Genomic DNA, 22,221 nt, shown 5'->3' with positions numbered 1-22,221 from the left:
AGGGGAAAAAGATGAAAAAACTTGTCACAGCGATGATTCTTGCTGCCAGCCCGGCGCTCGCCGAAGAAGTGGCCGAGGTTGGCGTGGACTGGGTTGGCAATGATATCGTGATCGAAGCCATTCACGATCCGAAGGTTGAAGGCGTGACCTGTCACCTCGCCTATTTCTCTCGTTCGATGATCGACCGGTTGAGTCAGGGAAACTGGTTCGAAGACCCGTCCAACAGCGCCATCGAATGCAGCCAGACCGGTCCGATCCGTATCGGCGACGTGTCCGACAGCGAGGATGGAGAGGAAGTCTTCAGTGAGGGACGCTCATTGGTCTTTAAATCGCTGCGTGTGCGGCGAATTTACGATGAAGAAAATCAGGTGCTGATTTACCTGGCCCACGCCAGTGAATTGACGGAAGGTTCGGCCAAGATGGCGATTTCGACCGTGCCGGTCAGGCAGCCCGCACAACCAGCGACCGAGTGAGCCCGTAATGGCGAGATAGTTGGTTGGACCTCGTTAAAGCCCGCGGCGCTTCCGGCGCGGGCGATCGAAACCCGGAATGACCGCGACAAAGGTCTTCCACATGATCCACAGGTCAAGGAACGGGGTCGCAGCCCGACGATAAACCAGTTCAATCCGCAGCTTGGTCGGCAGGCAGCGCGCGTAATAGGCGCGTTCGGTTTCCTCAGCTGTCTTACACTTCGCCATAATCCTGTCCTCGTGGCGATGGTAGATCAACGTCGCAAGGCCGGTCACACCGGGACGAGACCGCAGAATAGTCGAATAAAGCGAGGGGAACCGCTCGACATATTCGGGCAGCGGAGGACGCGGCCCGACAAAGCTCATATCCCCGACGAGGATATTGAAAAGCTGAGGCAGTTCATCCAGCCGGGAGCGGCGTAAAAAGCTACCCAACGGCGTGATGCGCCAGTGCTTGTGCGCACCGGTCGCACCGCTGTCTTCATCGACGCGCAGCATGGTGCGAAACTTGTACTGTCGAAATGGCTGGTCGGGTGACTTCATCCTTGCACCGGAATAGATCAGCGGTCGGCCTTGTGTTGCCAGCAACACCGCCGCCACGATCAGCATCGGCACCGCAAGGATCGCTATCAGCAGAACGGCAAGCATGATGTCTACGACACGTTTACCTTTTTTCCGATAGAAACTATGGTCTTCGGGCCTGATATCCTGCGCCCAAAGCTCCGCCTCGGTAAGGGCACGGCTGGTCTCGATCTTGTCCCAATCTTGGTAGAGCGTCAAAGATCGGCCCCCTAGGAAACGTGGAAGTGCATTGATTTGATAGCATAAGCGCCAGCCGAAGAAACCGCCCAGACAGCACTGGGTTCCAACCTGTTGCTGCTTTAGCGCAAATGCGGCAATCTCTACGCAAGAATCCGCCGACCGATGAGGCTATGAATATGCGTAAGTTTTTGGTTGTGCTGGATGAATCGCCAGAATGCCAGAATGCGATGCGTTTTGCGGCTATGCGCGCATCGCGGACGAATGGCGGGGTGGTCGTGCTGTCGATCATCCCGCCGGACGCGATTCAGCACGGGATCGGTGTTGCCGAACTGATGCGGCAAGAGGCAGAGGATCGAATCACGTCGCAGTATCAGATCTTTGCGCGATGGATGCGGGACAGTCAGGGGGTAGAGCCGGAACTGGTGATCCGCGAAGGCGACCCCGCCGCGCAGCTTCTGGATCAGATCACCAGCGATCCGGAGATCGGCGTCCTCGTGTTGGGCGCAAGTTCCGGCAAGGACGGACCCGGTCCCCTGGTCAGCCGTCTGCTGCGCGACGTGTCGGGCCTGCCATGTCCTGTCACGCTTATCCCCGGCGACCTGTCACGCGACCGGCTTGAAGCGATTTCTTAGGCGTTGAAACGCCACGCGAATCGGCCCGGCAATGCTTGACCGAAAGCCGCTGACAGCCCATATGAATGTCAAAGGAGCACCGCCATGTTCATCCAGACTGAAACGACGCCGAACCCCGCCACGCTGAAATTCCTGCCCGGACGCGCGGTTCTGGATCAGGGTACCGCTGATTTCACCTCTGCCGAAGCTGCGGCGGTTTCGCCGCTGGCGACACGCATATTCGGAATTGACGGGGTGACGGGTGTGTTCCTCGGCTCTGACTTCGTGACCGTGACCAAGGCCGATGCGGTCCATTGGGATCATCTGAAGCCTGCGCTTCTGGGCGCCATCATGGAGCATTTCCAGTCCGGCGCCCCGGTGATGGAGGGCACGGCTCAGGCCGCCCATGCCGAGCATGAGGGCGAAGATGGTGAGATCGTCGGCCAGATCAAGGAACTGCTGGACACCCGCGTTCGCCCCGCCGTCGCGCAGGACGGCGGCGACATTACGTTCCACGGCTTCGACAAGGGCGTCGTTTACCTCCATATGCAAGGGGCCTGCGCCGGCTGCCCCTCTTCGACCATGACCCTGAAAATGGGGATCGAGAACCTGCTGCGTCACTACATTCCCGAAGTGACAGAGGTTCGCCCTATTGCCTGACCAGTTGTTGACACTTGGCTTTGACACATCGGCCGCGCATTGCGCGGCCGCTTTGCTGTCGGGTGGCAAGCTGCTCGCATCCCGGCAGGAAGACATGGCCAAGGGTCAGGCAGAACGTCTGATGCCGCTGATAGAGGAAATGCTTGCGGGCGCGGGCGTCAGTTGGCGCGACCTGAAGCTGATCGGCGTCGGGACCGGACCGGGCAACTTTACGGGTATCCGTATTTCCGTTGCTGCTGCGCGTGGGCTGGCCCTTTCCCTTGGCGTCCCGGCCATTGGTGTTGGCGCAACCGAGGCACTTGCCTATGGCATTGCGCGACCGTGCCGTATCGTAATCCCCGGTAAAAGAGATATGGCAATCTGGCAGGATTTCGGGGCCGGCGAAAGCGGGCCGCAGCAATGCCCGCTGCAAGAGCTTCCGCCGGGCCCACCGGTCACTCAGCCTGTTGTCGGAATTGCCGAAGGGATTGCCCGGATCGCCCTGGAACGCGCGCAGACCCCGCAACCGCGTCCTGCCCCAATCTACCTGCGCCCCGCCGATGCAGCGCCGCCGCGTGACAGCGGCCCGGTCATCCTGCCGTGACCGCAGCCGAACTCGCCGCGCTCCACGCTGCCAGCTTCTCGCGGCCACGCCCCTGGTCGGAGGCAGAATTTACTGCCCTTCTCACCGACGGCACGTGCTTTCTGATCACAGAAGATCACGGCTTCGTCCTTGGACGATCAGTAAGCGATGAGGCCGAATTGCTGACAATCGCTGTCGCGCAAGCGGCGCGACGGCAAGGCATCGGCCAAACCCTCCTGTCGCGGTTCGAGGCAGAGGCCGCGCGTCGCGGTACCGCTACCGCATTTCTTGAGGTCGCCGCAGACAATGTCGCTGCATTGCAACTGTATTCCGGCGCAGGATGGCAGAATGCCGGTCGCCGCCGAAATTATTACGGCGACGGCGCGGATGCCGCCGTCATGCGCAAGTCGTTATAGCACAGACGGTCGCCGTCAGCTTCAGACGAGTGCGCCGTGGCAATGTTTAAACTTCTTGCCCGATCCGCATGGGCAGGCATCGTTGCGCGACGGATTTCCCCATGTTGCCGGGTCATTTTCGTTGAACCCGGTTGCCTCGGCTGATGCCTCGCCGCCCCCGGCTTCCTCATGCTCGGCACGCATTCCCTGCTGCTGTTGCGCCTGCTGATCCTGATACTGGCGCATCATCTGTTCACGCTCTTCATCGGTCAGCGGGCGTATACGACCAAGCTGCTGCGTCACGTCAGAGCGCAGACCGTCCAGCATCGATTCGAAAAGCTGGAACCCCTCGGTTTTGTATTCCGACAGCGGGTCGCGCTGTGCATAGCCCCGGAAGCCCACAACAGAACGCAAATGCTCCAGTGTCAGCAGGTGATCGCGCCATTTCTGGTCGATAGATTGCAGCAGGATCTGCTTTTCGATCTGGCGCATCGTTTCTGGCCCGAAATCCTGCTCTTTCTGGGCCATATATTTGTCTGTCGCCTCAATCATCCGCTCTACCACGGTTTCCTGATCGACACCGTCTTCGGCCGCCCACTCAGCGATGGGCAGGTTCATGTTCAGCCGCTCGACGCTGGCAGCCGCCAGACCCTCGACATCCCATTGTTCGGCATAGGTGCGCGGCGGCATATATTCGTCAACCAGATCCTCGATGACCTGATGGCGCATATCAGCAGAAACCTCGCCCACCTCTTCGCTGTCCATGATTTCGCGGCGCTGACTGAAGATAGCCTTACGCTGATCGTTCATCACATCGTCGAACTTCAGAAGCTGTTTACGAATATCGAAGTTGCGGCCTTCGACTTTCGCCTGCGCCCGCTCCAGCGATTTGTTTACCCAGGGGTGAACGATCGCTTCGCCTTCTTTCATGCCCAGTTTGGACAGCACCGAATCCAGCCGTTCCGATCCGAAAATCCTCATCAGATCGTCTTCCAGCGACAGGAAGAACAGCGACCGTCCCGGATCGCCCTGACGGCCTGAACGACCGCGCAGCTGGTTGTCGATCCGGCGGCTTTCGTGACGTTCCGTCGCCAGCACGAACAACCCGCCAGCACCCAGGACCTTTTCCTTGTCAGCGGCATGTTCGGCTTCGATTTCTGCACGAAGCTCATCGGGGTTGGCCTCTGGATCGGCGGCAAGCGCCTGCATCACCTTCATCTCGACATTGCCGCCCAGCTGAATATCCGTCCCACGACCGGCCATGTTGGTGGCGATGGTCACAGCGCCGGGCTTGCCGGCCTCGGCCACGATATTTGCCTCCTGCTCGTGTTGACGGGCATTCAGCACGTTGTGCTTGATCCCCGCCTTTTGCAGCATCTGCGACAGCATTTCCGATTTCTCGACGCTGGTGGTGCCGACAAGCGTCGGCTGACCCTTGGCATTGGCTTCCTGAATCGCCTCGATCACGGCGGCGTATTTTTCGCTGCCCGTGCGATAGACGCGGTCATGTTCGTCAACCCGCGCAATCGGCTTGTTGGTCGGAACCTCGACCACGCCCAGCTTGTAGATATCGGCGAATTCCTCTGCCTCTGTGGCAGCGGTCCCGGTCATGCCGCCCAGCTTGTTGTAAAGGCGGAAGTAGTTCTGGAAGGTCACGCTGGCCAGCGTGACGTTTTCCGGCTGGATCTTCACGCCTTCCTTCGCCTCAATCGCCTGATGCAGACCGTCCGACAGACGGCGGCCTTTCATCGCGCGCCCCGTGAATTCGTCGATCAGCACGACTTCGCCATTCTGAACCATATAGTTCTGGTCGCGCATGAACAGCTTATGGGCACGCAGCGCCTGGTTGGCGTGGTGAACGATGGTCGTCGATTCCGGATCGTACAGGGTCTGACCCTCGGGCAGGATGCCAGCCTGGCTTAGAAGCTGTTCCATCTTCTCGTTGCCCTCTTCCGTGAAGGTGGCATTGCGGGCCTTTTCGTCCAGCTTGTAATCTTCTTCGGTAAGCTGCGGAATGAATTCGTTCAGCGTCACATAAAGCTCGCTGCGGTCCTGCGAGGGGCCAGAGATGATCAGCGGCGTCCGCGCCTCGTCGATCAGGATCGAGTCGACTTCGTCCACGATGGCGTAGAAATGGTCGCGCTGCACCATCTGCTCGACCGAGCCCTTCATATTGTCGCGCAGATAATCAAAGCCCAGCTCGTTATTCGTCGCATAGGTAACATCGGCCTGATAGGCCTGCCGCTTTTCATCATCCTGCTGGAACGGATAGACGACGCCCGTCGTCATACCAAGCTGCGCAAAGACCTTGCCCATCCACTCGGCATCGCGCTTGGCGAGATAGTCGTTGACGGTGACGACATGCACACCCTTGCCGGCAAGCGCGTTCAGATAGGCAGGGAAGGTCGCCACAAGGGTCTTGCCTTCGCCCGTCTTCATTTCGGCAATATTGCCTTCGTGCAGGAAGATCCCGCCCATCAACTGCGTATCGAACGCCCGCAGACCAAGCGCACGCCGCGCGGCTTCTCGGCAATTGGCAAATGCCTCTGGCAGAAGTTTGTTCAGATCCTCGCCGCCCTGCGCACGGGCCTGAAGATCACGGGTTTTGGCGATCAACTCTTCGTCAGAGCGTGCCTGCGCCTCTGCTTCCAGTGCATTGATCTTCGCCACCAGCGGGCGGACCGATTTTACCTTGCGGTCGTTGGGCGTACCAAAGACCTTCTTCGCCATATTGCCTAGACCCAGCATGATCACTCCGGCCACTCTGTTTCGGGAAAGGCTGGGCGCGCGGCCCCTTGCCCGGACCGTCCGTCCTGCCGTATCACGGCCAGGGAAAAAACGGCGCGGGCGCGCCTTTTCGGTTGCGCCGGATGTAGGCTCGCGTCCATGCAGTGTCAACGCTTGCCCCTTTCTGTTGCAAGACGAAGGGGCCCAGTTTGAAGGAAATTTCATGTTCAACCGTACTGTCTCCGCCTTGGCACTCGCTGCCGCAATGATTGCCGCACCGGCTTTTGCGCAGGACACCACCGCTGATCCGGACACCGTTGTTGCAACGGTCGATGGCACCGAAATCACCCTTGGCCAGATGGCTGCGATGAAATTGTCCATGCCGCCCGACATGGCGCAGGTCCCCGCCAATGAGATGTGGGACCTTCTGCTGGATGAAATGGTCCGTCAGGCAGCCCTTGCCAACACAGGCGAGGAAGAGCTGACCGCCCTTGACCGCGCATTCCTTGCCAATCAGCGCCGCGACTATCTTGTGCGTGCCGTGATGGAACGTGTCGCCGATTTCGAGCCGACCGACGAAGAGGTTCAGGCAGCATATGCAGCGGCTTTCCCCTCGGATGAGCCGATACAGGAATATGATGCCGACCATATCCTGCTGGAGACCGAAGAAGCCGCAAACGCCGTCATCGAAGAACTGAACAACGGCGGTGACTTTGCTGCACTGGCAGAGGAACGTTCGGTCGATACGGGTTCGGCACAGAGCGGCGGCGACCTTGGCTGGTTCACCGCTGACCGCATGGTGCCGGAATTCAGCGAAGCCGTCGTCGCGATGGAGCCGGGCACAACGTCCGAAGCCCCCGTTCAGTCGCAGTTCGGCTTCCACGTCATCAAACTGAATGAAACGCGCGACATGACCGCGCCGGAGATGGCCGACGTGCGTGAAACGCTCGTTCAGCAAATCCGTCGTCAAAAGGTCGCCGAGGAAATAGAGCGCATTGCCGGCGAGGCGACGGTAGAACGTACCGAAGGCATTGACCCCGCCGTTCTCGATCAGAACATCCTGGAGATTCCGAACTGATGGCAAAAGACAAGGAAAAGAAGAAGGACAAGAAGGGCAAAAAATCGGGCAAGGCCAGGGATAAGAAGCTCGCGAAGGCTGAAAAGCAGGCAACTGACATCAGTCCCGGCCCGATGATCTCACCGCTTGCGCCTGCTGCTTTTCCGGATCTGCCGCAAATCGCGGGAGCTGAATTTGCCTCTGCTGCGGCAGGGGTCAAATACAAGGGCCGCACCGACGTCATGTTGGTGCGCCTCGCCCCCGGCACCGCCATTGCCGGTGCTTTCACGCGGTCCACGACCCGCGCCGCCTGCGTTCTTGACTGTCAGGCAAAGCTTTCTGGCAAACAGGACAGCAGTCAGGGCGCGGCGATTGTCGTCAATTCCGGCAATGCCAACGCCTTTACGGGTGCGGCGGGCCAGATGGCCGTCGATAAGGTTGCCGAAGCCGCCGCACAGGCGCTTTCGGTCCCGGCCTCGCGCGTATTCACGTCATCAACCGGCGTCATTGGTGAGCCCTTGCCGTGGGAACGTATCACCGGGATTCTGGGCGATGCGGCAGCGCGACTGGATGCAGGCGGCGCAGCCGATGCCGCCCGCGCTATCATGACGACCGACACCTTCCCGAAGGGCGCGAGCGCGACCGTCAATACGGAATCCGGGCCGATCCATATAAGCGGCATCGCCAAGGGCTCGGGCATGATTGCGCCGGATATGGCGACTATGCTGGTCTATCTTTTCACAGATGCAAAGATTTCCGCCGCCAACCTGCAAAAGCTTCTGTCCCGCCAGGTTGATGAGACATTCAATGCAATTACCGTGGACAGCGATACCTCCACCTCTGATGCGCTGATCCTTGCGGCAACGGGCCAGTCGAAGGCCGCACCGCTGGAAGACATGCGATCCAAGGATGCGCGTGCCTTTGCCGACGCGCTTGGCGTTGTCATGCTTGATCTTGCGCAGCAGGTGGTCATGGACGGCGAAGGTGCCACCAAATTCATCGAGGTGCAGGTTACCGGCGCGGAAACCGCAGCCGATGCACACAAAGTCGCCATGTCCATCGCAAATTCGCCGCTGGTCAAGACCGCTATAGCTGGCGAGGACGCAAATTGGGGCCGCGTCGTCATGGCAGTGGGCAAATCCGGCGCAAAGGCAGACCGCGACCGCCTGACCATCCGTTTCGGCGATATTGTCGTGGCTGAAAACGGCTGGCGCGCGCCGTCCTATGACGAGGCCGAAACAAGCGCCTATATGAAGGGCGACCGGCTGGTGATCGGCGTCGATCTTGGGCTTGGCACGGCCTCGCGCACGGTCTGGACCTGCGACCTGACGCATCGCTATATCGACATCAACGCCGATTACCGCTCATGACCTGCGCGGGGAACGACCCCGCAGGCACAGCAAGGAATGACAGATGAAGACCGTTCTCGTCGCCGCTGTCGCGCTGATCGATGCGGATGGCCGTATTCTTCTGGCCCAACGCCCCGAAGGCAAGTCCATGGCCGGCCTGTGGGAGTTTCCGGGCGGCAAGGTCGAACCCGGCGAAACGCCTGAGGCCGCGCTGATCCGAGAGTTGCACGAAGAACTGGGCATCGACACCGAAACCTCTTGCCTCGCGCCGCTTACCTTCGCCAGCCACAGCTATGAGAGCTTTCACCTGCTGATGCCGCTGTTTGCCTGCCGACGTTGGAAGGGTGTCCCGCGACCGATGGAGAACCAGCGTCTTGCATGGGCAAGTGCCCAAGATTTGCGCAAATACCAGATGCCACCGGCAGATTTACCGCTGATACCGATGATTCAGGCTTGGCTGTGATATTTTTATCACGGGTTTTCGCGACACTCGTTAAAGGTGTCCGCGGCCGTCAGTTTCTTAACCTATTTTTTAGAAAGTTAACTAGTATTTGAGTCTCTTAGGGAGGCGCGAAATGATTCGTACAATTACCATAGGTAGTTACATTTCGGTCCAGGGCTTGTTTGAGCGTACGACCGAAACAGGTGAAATTGTTATCCGCGTTGGCGAAAAGACCTATCAGGGCAAGCCAGTAATCCGATAAGACGGACTCCAGCACTAAAAATCTAAACAACTATAAAGGGCGCCCAACAAGTCACGCGGCGCCCTTTTGTAATTCCCGGAATGATTGAACTCAAGAATTGCACTTAAGCACGGCGAACCGGCCGTCATTGTAACGACAGGGCTCATGCCTCTCGCATCGCCATAAGCCGAGCTGCATCATTGGCGGTTACATAGCCTGCGCCCGAAACAATACGCCGGAATATTTCCAACACCTCGCGACCCTCTGCCGTCAGGCATGCGCCACCGCCACCAGCACCGCCGCGAACCCGTTCTACCAATGGGGTGGAAAAGATCCGGTTCAACTCCTCTACCAACGACCAGGCGCGCTTGTAGCTCATACCGATCTGCCGGCCCGCTTCGGATATTGACCCGGTCCTATCTATAAGCTCCAGCAGATCCGCCTTACCCGGCCCAAGCCACGCATCCGGAGCCAGATAAAGCCTGACCTGAAGGCGGGGATAGTGGTCCGGGTCATGAAAGGGCGGGTGCGACATTGGCCGATCATGCCGCGCGGATTGCGGGGCGGCAAGCTGTCGGCCTAACGATCATGCATCCCCTTGCCCTCAAGAATTGCAGGCGCCGCCTTCTCGATCCGACCCGCTCGTGTTTTAGACTGTTTCGCACCCGAGAAGTGCAAGACCCAACCGCGCCTGCGACCGGGGGTGAGACCTTCAAAGGCTGTCCTGAACGCGTCATCCTCATCAAGCTTCGCGACCAACTCCTCCGGATAGTCCAGATCGTTCTTTGGCAGATCGACGCTCAAGCCCTTCTTTTCGACCTCAATCGCCTCTGCAACATATTTTCGAAGCGTAGCCTCGGCCTTCTGGACCTCTGCCGGACTGATGAAATTGGCTACCCGAGACGAACGGGAATTCTCACCCGGTGCTTCAAGAACGCCGTCAGGGTCCTTCAGCAGAACCCCTTTGAAAAAACCGAGTGCCGCACGATCCTTGAAACCCCAGATGATAGCAACATTCGCGCCCTCCCACGTGTAAACGGGCGACGACCACTTGAATGTCTCGACCAGACCGCAATCCAGAACAATTTCGCGCAGGGCCAGCAGCTCTTCCCGCCAATCCTTGAGGTCCGAGAAAAACGCGTCAAGACGCACCTGGTCCGACGGCTTTGCTTTCTTTGATTGCTTGTCGGTCATTTTTGCCTCCTGCCCTTCTGCGCCGCCAGTTTAGCAGAGCGGTCTTTTGCCTTCACAGACCTTTTGCCCGGAACACACGAAGCCCGCGCCCGGTTTCGCATATTCGGCCCAGCCCCTGACCACTTCCCAACTCTCACATTTTCCTGTATGGCCCCCCAATCTGTGACGTGATGCCCGGCCCCGGGGCGACGCATAAGGATAGGGGCGGCGGCAATGGGGCCGCCATATGACATGAGGGACGACCGGAGGGCCGGCACGTCCCGAGAGGAAATCAGATGTTTCAAGAAGTAAAGAAATCAATCCAGTGGGGGCAGGAAACGCTTACCCTGGAAACTGGCAAGGTTGCCCGTCAGGCCGACGGCTCGGTCATCGCCACCCTTGGCGAAACCAGCGTCATGGCCAACGTGACCTTCGCCAAGGAACCAAAGCCGGGTCAGGACTTTTTCCCGCTGACGGTTCACTATCAGGAAAAATACTATGCCGCCGGTAAAATTCCGGGCGGCTTCTTCAAGCGCGAGGCGCGCCCGACCGAGAAAGAGACGCTGACCGCGCGTCTGATCGACCGTCCCTGCCGCCCGCTGTTTGCGCCGGGCTTCAAGAACGAAGTTCTGGTCATGTGCACCGTGCTGTCGCACGATCTGGTCAACGATCCGGACATCGTCGCCATGATCGCCGCCTCCGCCGCGCTGACCATTTCGGGCGTTCCCTTCATGGGGCCCATTGGTGCGGCCCGCGTTGGTTTTGCCGATGGCGACTATGTTCTGAACCCCGAAGTTCAGGATATGGACCAGCTGCGCAACAACCCCGAGCAGCGCCTCGATCTGGTTGTCGCCGGCACCAAAGACGCCGTGATGATGGTCGAATCGGAAGCTTACGAGCTGACCGAGGAAGAAATGCTCGGCGCAGTGAAGTTCGGTCACGAACAGATGCAGCCGGTCATCGACCTGATTATCGAACTGGCTGAATCCGCCGCGAAAGAGCCGTTCGACTTCCAGTCGCCGGAATACAGCGCACTTGCCGGCCGCGTGAAGTCGCTGGGTGAAGACGGCATGCGCGCCGCCTATCAGATCAAGGACAAAAGCGACCGCCGCGATGCCATTCAGGAGGTCCGCGAGAAGATCGTCGCCGAACTGTCCGAGGAAGAGCTGGAAGATCCCAATCTCGGCTCTGCCCTGAAAAAGCTGGAATCCGACATCCTGCGCGGCGACGTGATCGCCGGCGGCGCCCGGATCGACGGCCGCGACACCAAGACCGTTCGTCCGATCGAATGCGAAGTCGGCTTCCTGCCGCGCACGCATGGTTCGGCGCTGTTCACCCGTGGTGAGACGCAGGGTCTGGTTGTGACCACGCTCGGTACCGGCGATGACGAACAGATCATCGATGCGCTGCATGGCAATTTCCGGTCTAACTTCCTGCTGCACTATAACTTCCCGCCCTATTCGGTTGGCGAAGTTGGCCGTGTGGGTTCGCCCGGTCGCCGCGAAATCGGCCACGGCAAGCTGGCATGGCGTGCGCTTCAGGCGGTTTTGCCCGCCGCGACGGACTTCCCCTATACCATCCGTGTCGTGTCCGAGATCACGGAATCCAACGGCTCGTCCTCGATGGCGTCTGTCTGCGGCGGCTCGCTGTCGATGATGGATGCGGGCGTTCCGCTGAAAGCGCCGGTGGCCGGTGTCGCAATGGGTCTGATCCTTCAGGAAGACGGCCAGTATGCGGTTCTGACCGACATTCTGGGCGATGAAGATCACCTGGGCGACATGGACTTCAAGGTTGCGGGTACCGAGAACGGCATCACCAGCCTTCAGATGGACATCAAGGTTGCGGGCATCACGCCGGAAATCATGCAGCAGGCTCTGGCACAGGCCAAAGATGGCCGGATGCATATTCTGGCCGAGATGGGCAAAGCCCTGACCGAGGGTCGTCGTGAGTTCAGCGAACACGCGCCGCGCATCGAGACGATGCAGATCCCGACCGACAAGATCCGCGAAGTCATCGGCTCTGGCGGTAAGGTTATCCGCGAAATCGTCGAGGTTTCGGGTGCGAAGGTCGACATCAACGACGACGGCGTCATCAAGATCGCATCCGCCAATGGTGAGTCGATCAAGAAGGCTTACGAGATGATCCACTCGATCGTCGCCGAACCCGAAGAAGGCCAGATCTACACCGGCAAGGTCGTTAAGCTGGTCGATTTCGGTGCCTTCGTGAACTTCTTCGGCAAGCGCGACGGGCTGGTCCATGTCAGCCAGATCGCCAATAAGCGTCTGGGTCACCCCTCGGATGAGCTGAAAGAAGGTCAGGAAGTGAAGGTTAAGCTTCTGGGCTTTGACGACCGTGGCAAGGTCCGCCTTGGCATGAAGATGGTCGATCAGGAAACCGGCGAGGAAATCACGGAGTCAAAAGAAGAAGCCGCCGAATAATTCGGCAAGGCTTCTTGTAAAATCAGGCCGGTCCGGGGAATCCTCGGGCCGGCCTTTCAGTTGGAGAAACCGATGCGCAATACACTGGCAACCCTTTGGGTGGGCGATCGGCTTGGCCCGATTGAACTGGCCTCTGCCGCCAGCTTCCTGCGCATGGGCAACCCGCTGACCGTCTATAGCTACGGCCCCATTCAGAACCTGCCGCCGGGGGTCGAGGGCCGCGACGCGAATGAGGTCTACCCCGCCCGCAAGATCTCGACCTATGCCCGCGAAGGCTCACCCTCGCTTCATTCCAATTTCTTCCGTTTCGCGCTGATGCGGAACACCGATCAAACATGGGTCGACCTGGACATGATCGCGCTGCAACCGTTCGAATTTACCGGCGAGCGCATTTACGGCTATGAAAAACCCGATCAGGTGAATTGCGCCGTGCTGCGCCTGCCTAAGGATTCGCCGGTTCTGGCGGACCTGTCTAAGTTGGGTCCGGACACACGCGGCATCGCGCCGCATATTCAGGGCGCACGGCGGCTGAAATACCAGATCAAAACCCTTGGCCGCGGCGTGCCGATTGAAAACTGGCCCTGGGGTTCAACCGGCCCCCGCGCATTGACAGCCTTCCTGCGTAAGCATGATGAGCTTCGATATGCCCTCCCGCTGGAGGTCCTCTATCCGATCCTGACCAAAGACTGCCGCCGCTTCGTGACCCCCAGAGACCTGACCGACGCCAGCTTCGGACCCAAGAGCCGCGCAGTTCACCTGACGGCCAGCAATATCAACAAGCTGCTGGCCAAGGAAAACGGTGGCGAGATACCCGAGGACAGCTTTCTGGGATATCACGTGGCACGGGCAAAGGCGGCGGGATTTTTGTGAGTTGTTGCTTAGTGCCCAGCTCGAAATTTTCCGCGCTCTGAGCGAATTTTCGCGGTAGGGTGTCGCGGCCCCCCTGGAAGGACATAAAATTGAGATTTCAGAAGCTGTATTCCGATGCTCAGGGCGAGAGCCATTGGGAAGATATAGATGTTGAGCTGGAAGAACGGAACTTTGCGCCGCCTGCAAAGGCAATCGAAGTTTCACGGGGCGAAAGAGTCAAGCAAACAATGTTTCTGAGGCTGAAGTCGGGCTGGGATGAGCCGGTTCATCCAACGCCCGTCGTCCAGAAGCTCGTATGCCTTTCCGGTAAAGTGCGTGTGACTGCAAGCGACGGAGAGTATAGGGATATTGGCCCTGGTGATGTTTGGCACATGGAAGACAAGCACGGCAAAGGTCATCACACCGTCGTCACGAGTGAAGAAGACTTTCTTTCAGTGATCATACAATACGAATAGCAGAGGCACCAAGCAGACTGTATTTGTCTGAAAAGCTGTGTGGACGTTCGCGATTGCTCGGCTCAGCTCCGTTTCGCCCGCCAGGCGTTCGCTACAAAACGAAAAGGCCGCACCCAAAGGCGCGGCCTTCCTGCGATATCACCCGTGTTTCGGGTCCTTGGCAAAGCGCAGATAGGGCAGTTTCTTTTCCAGCTTGCCGTACTTCTCCTCTGCGGCAGCATCATCCAGCGACAGCGCCACGATCACATCCTGCCCCGGCATCCAGTTCGCAGGGGTGGCCAGCGGCAAGCCGTCGGTTTCCTGCACCGCATCCAGCGCCCGGATAATTTCGGCGAAGTTGCGGCCAACCGACATCGGATAGGTCATGGCGATGCGGACCTTCTTGTCCGGCCCGATGATATAGACCGTGCGGACCGTCGCGGTATGCGCCGGGGTGCGACCTTCGGTCGGCAGATAATAGTCCGCCGGCAGCATGTCGAAGGCCTTCGCGACCTTCAGATCGGTGTCGTCGATCATCGGAAAATTAGCCGGGCAGCCGGCAACTTTTTCGATATCACCCTTCCATTTCCCATGGTCCTCTACCGAATCAACAGAAACGCCCAGCACCTTCGTGCCGCGCTTCTCGAATTCGGGAACCAGTTGGGCAACGGCGCCAAATTCCGTGGTGCAGACCGGCGTAAAGTCACGAGGGTGGGAAAACAGAACAACGTAGTCGTCACCAGCCCATTCGTGGAATTTAATTTCGCCCTCGGTCGAATTTGCCGTGAAATCCGGAGCAGTGTCGTTGATACGCAGGGTCATATCGGGTCCTTTCGGTTAACCTCTGGCGAAACATAGGCGTCTTAAAGCAAGTTCCAGGCCCCTTTTTGGACAGCATTCTCCATGCTGCACCAGCTTGCGTCCGGCACGCCTAAATGCGACCATTCGGTCAACGAATGGAGGACTCAGGATGAGCGAGCTTCTGGACAAGCGAAAATTCTACATCGACGGCAAATGGGTTGACCCCGTTGCCGCAAACGATCTGGAGGTCATCGACCCCTCGACCGAGGATCCGGTTGCGGTAATCTCGCTTGGTGATCAGGCCGATACCGATGCTGCGGTCGCTGCCGCGAAACGTGCCTTCCCCGCATGGTCGGAAACCCCACCGGCAGAGCGTCTGGCCTATGCCGAGAAAATTCTGGAAATCTACAAACGCCGTGCCAGCGACATGGCTTGGGCCATCACCCATGAAATGGGTGCGCCGACCGATATGTCAGTCAATGACCAGGTGGGTGCGGGCGCATATCACACGCAGAATTTCATCGACGCCTTCCGCGATTTTGAATTCATCCGCCCGCTGAACGCGAATTCACCCTCGACAATGATTGCATGGGAACCGATCGGCGTCGTCGGGCTGATCACGCCGTGGAACTGGCCGATGAATCAGGTCACGCTGAAGGTCATCCCTGCGCTGCTGGCCGGCGATACGATGGTGTTGAAGCCATCCGAAATCGCGCCGCTGTCCTCGATGGTCTTTGCCGAGATCGTGGATGAGGCGGGCGTCCCCGCGGGTGTGTTCAATCTGGTAAACGGTGATGGTGTTGGTGTCGGCACCCAGCTTTCCACCCATCCCGATGTCGAGATGATCAGCTTCACCGGCTCTACCCGCGCAGGCATCGCCATTTCCAAGGCGGCGGCCGACAGTCTGAAGAAGGTCGCGCTGGAACTTGGCGGGAAGGGTGCGAATGTGATCTTTTCCGATGCCGACGAAAAGGCAGTGGTGCGTGGTGCGCGGCACGTGTTCAACAACTCGGGCCAGAGTTGCAACGCACCGACCCGGATGCTGGTGCAGCGCGACATCTATGACCGTGCCGTCGAAACCGCAAAAGAAGTTGCCGAAAAGACCGCCGTTGCCAGTGGTCACGAAAGCGGCCGCCATATCGGGCCGGTCGTCTCCAAGGCGCAATGGGACAAGATTCAGGGCCTGATCGAAAAGGGTATCAGCGAAGGCGCGCGCCTTGTCGCCGGCGGCCCCGGCCTGCCCGAGGGGATGAACCGCGGCTACTATGTGCGCCCGACCGTCTTCGCCGATGTGAATAACGACATGACCATCGCGCAGGAAGAAATCTTCGGCCCGGTCCTGTCCATCATCCCCTTCGAGGATGAGGAAGAGGCCGTGCGCATCGCCAATGACACAGACTACGGCCTGACCAATTACGTCCAGACGCAGGATGGGGAACGCCGCAACCGCATGGCCCGCAAACTTCGCGCCGGTATGGTGGAAACCAATGGCGAGGGTCGCGGCCCCGGTGCCTTCTTCGGCGGTATCGGTCGTTCGGGTCGCGCGCGCGAAGGCGGCGTCTGGGGGATCGAGGAGTTCATGGATTCCAAAGCCATCAGCGGCTGGGACACCGACGCCTGACCTTGCCCGAAAGCGCCCCTGAAACGGGGCGCTTCACCACACAAATAAAAACGCCCGCGGCCAAGGCTGCGGGCGCTGTCGTTCCAAAGGCCTTGCGGCCCGGCATCACCTTAGCGGCGGATACCCAGACGCTTGATGAGATCCGTGTAACGGGCCTCTTCCTTGCCTTTCAGATAGTCCAGCAGCTTGCGGCGCTGTGCGACCAGCTTCAGAAGGCCACGACGGCTGTGGTTGTCCTTCTTGTGGGTCTTGAAATGCTCGGTCAGCGTGGAAATGCGCGAGGTCAGGATCGCGACCTGAACTTCGGGCGAACCGGTGTCGCCTTCCTTCGTCGCGTATTCCTTCATCAGGCGATTCTTTTCTTCGACAGTGATCGACATCGGGGTCTCCTTTCGGAATCAAGGGGTTATGGCACAGGCCGGGATGTCGTCCAGCACTGGCCCATGGAGGGTGCCGCATAGGTTCACACCAGCGGACGGGCGCATATACGCAAATCTGCCGTAAAATGAAAGGGCTAACCCGGATCAGCCCGTAATCAGCCGGATATCGTCCGCGGTCATCGCATCCGCGTCGGCTATCCGCGCCACGGGCACACCGTCAATTTGCAACACCGCCGTCCCTTCGTCATCGCGAAGGATCCGTAGCTGCGCATCCGCATTGTCCACCAGAATCTCGATCCGGTCGCCCAGTTCGAAATCGCCGATGGTCACCACGCCGCCATCGTCAGGCTCAACGCGGAACAGATCGTCGCCCTCATTTCCGTCGAGCCAGTCACCATCGGTGCCGATCAGCGTATCGTCGCCTTTACCCCCATGCAGGTTATTGGCCCCCGCGCCTCCGGCAAGGCTGTCATCGCCTGCCCCGCCTGACAGATCATCATCGCCCGCCCCGCCGGACAGGATGTCATCACCCGCGCTGCCCACCAGTTCATCCGCACCACCTCCGCCCAGCAGAGTGTCGTCACCGTCACCCCCGAACAGCTTGTCATCCCCTGCCGCGCCAGACAGGCGGTCCGCCCCGCCATTCCCGGCCAGAGTGTCGTCACCACCGCCGCCGTTCAACAGGTCAGCGCCCGCCGCATCCGGTGCGTCATCGCCAAACAGGATGTCGTCACCACCCATGCCCCACAGCCTATCATCGCCACCGCCGCCGGTCAGATCGTCCTGCCCATCCCCCCCGGTCAGGGCATCGTGACCTTCGCCGCCGACAAGCACGCCATCACCGGACAGAACCTGCCCCGGCAAGTCCCCCTGCCCCCCTGCGACCTGTTCGGCCTGCTTAGGCTTGTCCGACTGTTCAGCATCGGCGGCATCGCTCTCATCCTCGTCACCATCCATCAAACCGACCGTTGCGCCCGCAGCCAAAGCGCCAAGTATCCCCGCAAGAATGAGCATGTTCCACCTCGTCAACCCGAGTCGGAACATAACGCAAACGCTAAGTTTTCATTCGCTAATCTGAAGAAAGCGTTAACGCGGGCGAGCCTCACGCCAACGTCCCGGTTCCAACCCATCCAGAGTCCAGGGCCCGACCTGCCAGCGAACCAGCCTCAGCGTCGGCAGCCCGACCGCCGCCGTCATACGCCGAACCTGCCGGTTCCGCCCCTCTCGGATGGTCAGGCGAATCCAGCTGTCGGGAACCGATTTGCGCACCCGGATCGGTGGATCGCGCTCCCACAGCGAAGGCGGGGCAATGCCCTCGGCCTTCGCGGGCCGCGTCGGGCCGTCCTTCAGCGTGATACCCTGCCGAAGCGCCGCAAGTTGTTCTTCAGCGGCGATCCCTTCGACCTGCACCAGATAGGTTTTTTCCATCTTGTGCTTCGGATCGGCGATCTTTGCCTGCAGCCGCCCGTCATCCGTCAAAAGCATCAGCCCTTCGCTGTCCATATCCAGCCGCCCGGCGGGATAAACGCCCTTCACATCGACATAATCCGCGAGAGTCGGTCGCGGATTGGCCGAATTATCGGTGAATTGCGGCAGCACGCCGAAGGGTTTGTTCAGCAGGATCAGCATGACCCGCTTGTGACAAGCGCCAACCGGCAACGCAAGGCCGCCGGGCGGCGGCCGACAAAGGGCCAGGGTCCGGCCGCGGGTGGACGCTGGCCGCATCTCCGCGACGCGCTTTATGCCGCCAACCCGCCGAACGGTCGCCCGGCGCGGACCGGCACCAAAGCGTCCGCCCGAGGGGGCGGCCGGACGCTGGCCCGGCGGGGCTGCGCCCCTTGTTCCGGGCCGGATTGGCAGACCCCGCCCCGAATCCCTTGCCTATGCTGCCTCACAGGCGTAACTTCCCCGCCCATGATGCGCTATTTCAACATTCACGACCGCGCCCGCCTGCCGGGCCGCTTCTACGGCGAAAGCCTGTCCGTGACTGCACGACTGTGATCCGGTGCCATCCGATCACCCTCTGAAGCCATTCCTTGAAAAGAGAACAGCCATGACCGGCACCACCAACGCGGGCGCACCCCGCACGCTTTACGATAAAATCTGGGACGCCCATGTCGTCGATGTCACCGATGACGGCACCACGATCCTGTATATCGACCGCCATCTGGTCCACGAAGTGACCAGCCCGCAGGCCTTCGAGGGGCTGCGCATGTCGGGCCGCAAGGTCCGCCGCCCGGACCAGACCATCGCGGTTCCCGACCATAACGTGCCGACCACGCCCGACCGTGTGAACGGCATCGAAAACCCCGAGGGCCGCATTCAGGTCGCTGAACTGGACAAGAACGCGAAGGAGTTCGGCCTGCCGAATTACTATGCGATGAACGATATCCGCCAGGGCATCGTGCATATCGTTGGCCCCGAACAGGGCTGGACCCTGCCCGGCATGACTGTGGTCTGCGGCGACAGCCACACCGCGACGCATGGCGCGTTCGGCGCGCTCGCCCACGGCATCGGCACGTCCGAGGTGGAACATGTTCTGGCCACCCAGACGCTGATCCAGTCAAAATCGAAGAATATGAAGGTCGAAATCACCGGCAAGCTGCGCCCCGGTGTGACGGCCAAGGACATTACCCTTGCGGTGATCGGCAAGACCGGCACGGCGGGCGGCAATGGCCATGTCATCGAATATTGCGGCGAGGCGATCCGCGACCTGTCCATGGAAGGCCGCATGACGGTCTGTAACATGGCCATCGAAGGCGGTGCCCGCGCCGGTCTGATCGCGCCCGACGAAAAGACCTTCGACTATGTGAAGGGCCGTCCCCACGCGCCGAAAGGCGCCGCATGGGAAGCGGCGCTTACGTGGTGGAAAACGCTGAAAACCGATGAAGGCGCCCACTTCGATAAGGTGGTAACGATCCGCGGCGAAGATATCGCGCCCGTGGTTACCTGGGGCACCTCTCCCGAGGATGTGCTGCCGATCACTGAAACCGTCCCTGCCCCGGAAGACTTCACCGGCGGCAAGGTCGAGGCCGCGCGGCGCTCTCTGGACTATATGGGCCTCAAGCCCGGCACCAAGCTGACCGATATCGCCATCGACGCGGTGTTCATCGGCTCTTGCACCAACGGCCGGATCGAGGATCTCCGCGCCGCCGCCGAGATTGTCAAAGGCCAAAAGCTGGCCGACGGCGTGCGCGGCATGGTCGTCCCCGGCTCGGGCCTTGTCCGCGCCCAGGCCGAGGAAGAGGGTCTGGACAAGATCTTCACCGATGCCGGTTTCGAATGGCGCATGGCAGGTTGCTCCATGTGCCTTGGCATGAACCCCGACCAGCTTGCGCCAGAGGAGCGCTGCGCCGCCACATCAAACCGCAATTTCGAGGGGCGCCAGGGCTATAAGGGCCGCACCCATCTGATGAGCCCGGCCATGGCCGCCGCCGCCGCGGTCGCGGGGCATCTGGTCGATGTGCGCGATGTGATGGGCGCCGAAGCAGAGGCATGATGAGGCTGGCGCGTATCGACGCGATATATACGCATTATATACGGCATATATACGGGTTCCATACGCGTCCCCAGACAGGATTCTAGGACATGGAAAAATTCACCAAACTCACCGGCGTCGCGGCGCCCATGCCGCTCGTGAATATCGACACCGATATGATCATCCCCAAGCAGTTCCTGAAAACGATCCACCGCTCGGGTCTCGGCAAGAACCTGTTCGACGAAATGCGCTATGACCGCGAAGGCAACGAGGTCGAGGATTTCGTTCTGAACCAGCCTGCCTACCGGAACGCGGAAATCATCGTCGCGGGCGATAACTTCGGCTGTGGTTCCTCGCGAGAGCACGCGCCCTGGGCGTTGCTGGATTTCGGCATTCGCTGCGTGATTTCGACCAGCTTTGCTGACATCTTCTATAACAACTGCTTCAAGAACGGCATTCTGCCCATCAAGCTTCCGCAAGAGGCCGTCGATGCCCTGATGGACGACGCGCGCAACGGTGCCAATGCCAAACTGACTGTCGATCTGGAGGCGCAGAAGGTGACCTCTCCCGACGGGACAGAATATCATTTCGACATCGACCCGACCCGCAAGCACAACCTGCTGAACGGTCTGGACGATATCGGACAAACGCTGGAAAAAAGTGCCGCCATCGACGCGTTCGAGGCGCAGTCAGGCCAGTCCCGCCCTTGGGTCTGAGGCACCTTGCACTTTGCGCCGGTCTGGCCGCCGCACCCGCGGCAGCCGACACCATTCGCGTTGCCAGCTATGACCCCAACCTGACCCGCAAAGGGCCGGGGCTGCTGCTGCGCGATATCATGTCAGGCAAGGACGAACAGGTCCTTGCCGCTGCGCTTGTGATTGCGGAAGCGGATGCCGATATTCTGCTTCTGACGGGAATCGACTGGGATCACGACCTTGCTGCCCTTCGCGCCTTCGCTCAGCTTCTGGCGCGTGGCGGAACGAACTACCCTCATCGCCTTGCCTTGCAACCGAACAGCGGCATGAAAAGCGGCGCCGATCTGGATGGCGACGGAAGGTTGGGCGAGCCCGAGGATTCGCAGGGTTGGGGCAGTTTCACGGGGCAGAACGGCATGGCCATCCTGTCGCGTTTTCCGATTGGCGAGGTCACGGATTACAGCGAAATGCTGTGGAAAGACCTGCCCGGAAACATGATCGGTGACACGCTTTCACCAGAAGCGGCCGAGGTGCAGCGCCTGTCGAATACAGGCCATTGGGATGTTGAGGTCCTGACCAGCCCGCCCCTGCATTTGCTGGCCTATTCCGCAACACCGCCAGTATTTGATGGCCCAGAAGACCGCAATGGCCGTCGCAATCATGACGAAAACATCTTCTGGCTTTCGCATCTTCCCGACGCACCTTTCGTTCTGGCAGGCAATGCCAACCTTGACCCGGTGGATGGCGAGGGACGGCATGAGGCGATAGCGGCCCTGCTGAATGACCCGCGCCTGCAAGATCCCGAACCGCAAAGCGCCGGCGCATCAGAAGCCGCCGACCCCAATCATCTTGGCGATCCCGCGCAGGATACAGCCGATTGGCCGGATGACGCGCCGGGAAATCTGCGTGTCACCTACATCCTGCCCTCTGCAAAGATTGATACGTCGGCGGCAGGGACATTCTGGCCCGCCCCGGGCGAGCCCCTGGCCGGCGCCGTTGCAGCAGCATCGCCCCATCGCTTGGTCTGGGTTGATCTTGAGCTCGATAACTGAGTG

At 60.0% G+C, this 22,221-nt stretch carries 23 protein-coding genes; 15 read left to right on the top strand and 8 right to left on the bottom strand.

Features of this window, described 5'->3' with window-relative positions:
- Positions 1-11 precede the first annotated feature (11 nt).
- Positions 12-473, top strand: coding sequence for a CreA family protein (locus tag PAF20_RS00700; RefSeq protein WP_271071847.1), 462 nt, complete (start codon positions 12-14; stop codon positions 471-473).
- Between the two features lie 33 nt (positions 474-506).
- Here the strand turns inward: PAF20_RS00700 and PAF20_RS00695 are convergent, their stop codons facing one another.
- Positions 507-1,250 carry a sugar transferase gene (locus PAF20_RS00695; protein WP_271071846.1) on the bottom strand — a complete coding sequence of 248 codons (744 nt, stop codon included), beginning with the start codon at positions 1,248-1,250 and terminating at the stop codon, positions 507-509.
- 158 nt (positions 1,251-1,408) lie between these two features.
- On the opposite strand from PAF20_RS00695, the gene PAF20_RS00690 reads away from it, so the two are divergent.
- The 4 genes from PAF20_RS00690 (at position 1,409) to rimI (ending at position 3,481) form a co-directional block, all read left to right on the top strand.
- On the top strand, positions 1,409-1,864 hold the full coding sequence (locus tag PAF20_RS00690) for a universal stress protein (protein ID WP_271071845.1): 456 nt from the start codon (positions 1,409-1,411) through the stop codon (positions 1,862-1,864).
- Positions 1,865-1,948: 84 nt separating this feature from the next.
- Positions 1,949-2,503, top strand: coding sequence for a NifU family protein (locus PAF20_RS00685; protein WP_271071844.1), 555 nt, complete (start codon positions 1,949-1,951; stop codon positions 2,501-2,503).
- A gap of 7 nt (positions 2,504-2,510) precedes the next feature.
- Positions 2,511-3,086 (top strand): tRNA (adenosine(37)-N6)-threonylcarbamoyltransferase complex dimerization subunit type 1 TsaB, encoded by a 576-nt coding sequence (gene tsaB, locus PAF20_RS00680; RefSeq protein WP_271071843.1) that lies wholly within the window; start codon positions 2,511-2,513, stop codon positions 3,084-3,086.
- A complete protein-coding gene (rimI, locus tag PAF20_RS00675) occupies positions 3,083-3,481 on the top strand; it encodes a ribosomal protein S18-alanine N-acetyltransferase (RefSeq protein ID WP_271071842.1) in 399 nt (132 codons plus the stop codon). Before tsaB ends, rimI begins: the two co-directional genes overlap by 4 nt.
- 21 nt (positions 3,482-3,502) lie before the next feature.
- Here rimI and secA read toward each other — a convergent pair whose 3' ends face one another.
- A complete protein-coding gene (gene secA / locus PAF20_RS00670) occupies positions 3,503-6,208 on the bottom strand; it encodes a preprotein translocase subunit SecA (RefSeq protein ID WP_271071841.1) in 2,706 nt (901 codons plus the stop codon).
- Positions 6,209-6,410: 202 nt separating this feature from the next.
- On the opposite strand from secA, the gene PAF20_RS00665 reads away from it, so the two are divergent.
- From PAF20_RS00665 to mutT, 3 genes are all read left to right on the top strand, one after another.
- Entirely contained in the window at positions 6,411-7,265 is an 855-nt protein-coding gene (locus tag PAF20_RS00665; RefSeq protein WP_271071840.1) for a peptidylprolyl isomerase, read from the top strand.
- Positions 7,266-7,378: 113 nt separating this feature from the next.
- Positions 7,379-8,614, top strand: a complete 1,236-nt coding sequence (gene argJ, locus PAF20_RS00660; RefSeq protein ID WP_271073222.1) for a bifunctional glutamate N-acetyltransferase/amino-acid acetyltransferase ArgJ — start codon at positions 7,379-7,381, stop codon at positions 8,612-8,614.
- A gap of 43 nt (positions 8,615-8,657) precedes the next feature.
- On the top strand, positions 8,658-9,056 hold the full coding sequence (gene mutT / locus PAF20_RS00655; protein ID WP_271071839.1) for an 8-oxo-dGTP diphosphatase MutT: 399 nt from the start codon (positions 8,658-8,660) through the stop codon (positions 9,054-9,056).
- Positions 9,057-9,439: 383 nt separating this feature from the next.
- Here the strand turns inward: mutT and PAF20_RS00650 are convergent, their stop codons facing one another.
- Positions 9,440-9,811, bottom strand: coding sequence for a winged helix-turn-helix domain-containing protein (locus PAF20_RS00650; protein WP_271071838.1), 372 nt, complete (start codon positions 9,809-9,811; stop codon positions 9,440-9,442).
- A gap of 44 nt (positions 9,812-9,855) precedes the next feature.
- Positions 9,856-10,470 (bottom strand): YdeI/OmpD-associated family protein, encoded by a 615-nt coding sequence (locus PAF20_RS00645; protein WP_271071837.1) that lies wholly within the window; start codon positions 10,468-10,470, stop codon positions 9,856-9,858.
- A gap of 275 nt (positions 10,471-10,745) precedes the next feature.
- Between PAF20_RS00645 and pnp the strand changes: the two genes are divergently transcribed.
- The 3 genes from pnp (at position 10,746) to PAF20_RS00630 (ending at position 14,212) form a co-directional block, all read left to right on the top strand.
- Positions 10,746-12,887, top strand: coding sequence for a polyribonucleotide nucleotidyltransferase (gene pnp / locus PAF20_RS00640; RefSeq protein WP_271071836.1), 2,142 nt, complete (start codon positions 10,746-10,748; stop codon positions 12,885-12,887).
- Positions 12,888-12,959: 72 nt separating this feature from the next.
- The gene (locus PAF20_RS00635) at positions 12,960-13,757 is read left to right on the top strand and encodes a hypothetical protein (protein ID WP_271071835.1); all 798 of its coding nucleotides are present in this window, start codon (positions 12,960-12,962) and stop codon (positions 13,755-13,757) included.
- Positions 13,758-13,846: 89 nt separating this feature from the next.
- Positions 13,847-14,212 carry a cupin domain-containing protein gene (locus PAF20_RS00630; protein WP_271071834.1) on the top strand — a complete coding sequence of 122 codons (366 nt, stop codon included), beginning with the start codon at positions 13,847-13,849 and terminating at the stop codon, positions 14,210-14,212.
- A gap of 138 nt (positions 14,213-14,350) precedes the next feature.
- On the opposite strand, the gene PAF20_RS00625 is transcribed toward PAF20_RS00630, so the two are convergent.
- Positions 14,351-15,013 (bottom strand): peroxiredoxin, encoded by a 663-nt coding sequence (locus tag PAF20_RS00625; protein ID WP_271071833.1) that lies wholly within the window; start codon positions 15,011-15,013, stop codon positions 14,351-14,353.
- A 148-nt stretch (positions 15,014-15,161) separates the two neighbouring features.
- On the opposite strand from PAF20_RS00625, the gene PAF20_RS00620 reads away from it, so the two are divergent.
- Positions 15,162-16,613 carry an aldehyde dehydrogenase family protein gene (locus PAF20_RS00620; protein WP_271071832.1) on the top strand — a complete coding sequence of 484 codons (1,452 nt, stop codon included), beginning with the start codon at positions 15,162-15,164 and terminating at the stop codon, positions 16,611-16,613.
- Positions 16,614-16,723: 110 nt separating this feature from the next.
- Here the strand turns inward: PAF20_RS00620 and rpsO are convergent, their stop codons facing one another.
- The 3 genes from rpsO to PAF20_RS00605 form a co-directional block, all read right to left on the bottom strand.
- Entirely contained in the window at positions 16,724-16,993 is a 270-nt protein-coding gene (gene rpsO, locus PAF20_RS00615; protein WP_271071831.1) for a 30S ribosomal protein S15, read from the bottom strand.
- A 144-nt stretch (positions 16,994-17,137) separates the two neighbouring features.
- Positions 17,138-18,007, bottom strand: coding sequence for a calcium-binding protein (locus tag PAF20_RS00610; protein WP_271071830.1), 870 nt, complete (start codon positions 18,005-18,007; stop codon positions 17,138-17,140).
- A 72-nt stretch (positions 18,008-18,079) separates the two neighbouring features.
- A complete protein-coding gene (locus PAF20_RS00605; protein ID WP_271071829.1) occupies positions 18,080-18,622 on the bottom strand; it encodes a pseudouridine synthase in 543 nt (180 codons plus the stop codon).
- 424 nt (positions 18,623-19,046) lie between these two features.
- On the opposite strand from PAF20_RS00605, the gene leuC reads away from it, so the two are divergent.
- The 3 genes from leuC to PAF20_RS00590 all read left to right on the top strand — a co-directional run bounded on the left by leuC (position 19,047) and on the right by PAF20_RS00590 (position 22,218).
- Positions 19,047-20,492, top strand: coding sequence for a 3-isopropylmalate dehydratase large subunit (gene leuC, locus PAF20_RS00600; protein WP_271071828.1), 1,446 nt, complete (start codon positions 19,047-19,049; stop codon positions 20,490-20,492).
- Between the two features lie 89 nt (positions 20,493-20,581).
- The gene (leuD, locus tag PAF20_RS00595; protein WP_271071827.1) at positions 20,582-21,187 is read left to right on the top strand and encodes a 3-isopropylmalate dehydratase small subunit; all 606 of its coding nucleotides are present in this window, start codon (positions 20,582-20,584) and stop codon (positions 21,185-21,187) included.
- Positions 21,178-22,218 carry an endonuclease/exonuclease/phosphatase family protein gene (locus PAF20_RS00590; protein WP_271071826.1) on the top strand — a complete coding sequence of 347 codons (1,041 nt, stop codon included), beginning with the start codon at positions 21,178-21,180 and terminating at the stop codon, positions 22,216-22,218. The genes leuD and PAF20_RS00590 overlap by 10 nt, the downstream gene beginning before the upstream one ends.
- Positions 22,219-22,221: the final 3 nt, after the last annotated feature.

The sequence above is a fragment of the Paracoccus albus genome, assembly GCF_027913035.1.
Lineage (GTDB): Bacteria > Pseudomonadota > Alphaproteobacteria > Rhodobacterales > Rhodobacteraceae > Paracoccus > Paracoccus albus.
The sequence above is the reverse complement of the archived record's forward strand: the minus strand, read 5'-3'. Positions and strand labels throughout refer to the sequence as shown.

Excerpts from the sequence above, each read along its gene's own strand:
- PAF20_RS00700 (WP_271071847.1), top strand. The coding sequence starts at position 12 with ATGAAAAAACTTGTCACAGCGATGATTCTTGCTGCCAGCCCGGCGCTC.
- mutT (WP_271071839.1), top strand. The coding sequence starts at position 8,658 with ATGAAGACCGTTCTCGTCGCCGCTGTCGCGCTGATCGATGCGGATGGC.
- PAF20_RS00685 (WP_271071844.1), top strand. The coding sequence starts at position 1,949 with ATGTTCATCCAGACTGAAACGACGCCGAACCCCGCCACGCTGAAATTC.
- rpsO (WP_271071831.1), bottom strand. The coding sequence starts at position 16,993 with ATGTCGATCACTGTCGAAGAAAAGAATCGCCTGATGAAGGAATACGCG.
- PAF20_RS00625 (WP_271071833.1), bottom strand. The coding sequence starts at position 15,013 with ATGACCCTGCGTATCAACGACACTGCTCCGGATTTCACGGCAAATTCG.
- PAF20_RS00645 (WP_271071837.1), bottom strand. The coding sequence starts at position 10,470 with ATGACCGACAAGCAATCAAAGAAAGCAAAGCCGTCGGACCAGGTGCGT.
- secA (WP_271071841.1), bottom strand. The coding sequence starts at position 6,208 with ATGCTGGGTCTAGGCAATATGGCGAAGAAGGTCTTTGGTACGCCCAAC.
- argJ (WP_271073222.1), top strand. The coding sequence starts at position 7,379 with ATGATCTCACCGCTTGCGCCTGCTGCTTTTCCGGATCTGCCGCAAATC.
- PAF20_RS00620 (WP_271071832.1), top strand. The coding sequence starts at position 15,162 with ATGAGCGAGCTTCTGGACAAGCGAAAATTCTACATCGACGGCAAATGG.
- PAF20_RS00690 (WP_271071845.1), top strand. The coding sequence starts at position 1,409 with ATGCGTAAGTTTTTGGTTGTGCTGGATGAATCGCCAGAATGCCAGAAT.
- PAF20_RS00650 (WP_271071838.1), bottom strand. The coding sequence starts at position 9,811 with ATGTCGCACCCGCCCTTTCATGACCCGGACCACTATCCCCGCCTTCAG.
- pnp (WP_271071836.1), top strand. The coding sequence starts at position 10,746 with ATGTTTCAAGAAGTAAAGAAATCAATCCAGTGGGGGCAGGAAACGCTT.
- PAF20_RS00610 (WP_271071830.1), bottom strand. The coding sequence starts at position 18,007 with ATGCTCATTCTTGCGGGGATACTTGGCGCTTTGGCTGCGGGCGCAACG.
- leuD (WP_271071827.1), top strand. The coding sequence starts at position 20,582 with ATGGAAAAATTCACCAAACTCACCGGCGTCGCGGCGCCCATGCCGCTC.
- PAF20_RS00635 (WP_271071835.1), top strand. The coding sequence starts at position 12,960 with ATGCGCAATACACTGGCAACCCTTTGGGTGGGCGATCGGCTTGGCCCG.
- PAF20_RS00605 (WP_271071829.1), bottom strand. The coding sequence starts at position 18,622 with ATGCTGATCCTGCTGAACAAACCCTTCGGCGTGCTGCCGCAATTCACC.
- PAF20_RS00665 (WP_271071840.1), top strand. The coding sequence starts at position 6,411 with ATGTTCAACCGTACTGTCTCCGCCTTGGCACTCGCTGCCGCAATGATT.
- leuC (WP_271071828.1), top strand. The coding sequence starts at position 19,047 with ATGACCGGCACCACCAACGCGGGCGCACCCCGCACGCTTTACGATAAA.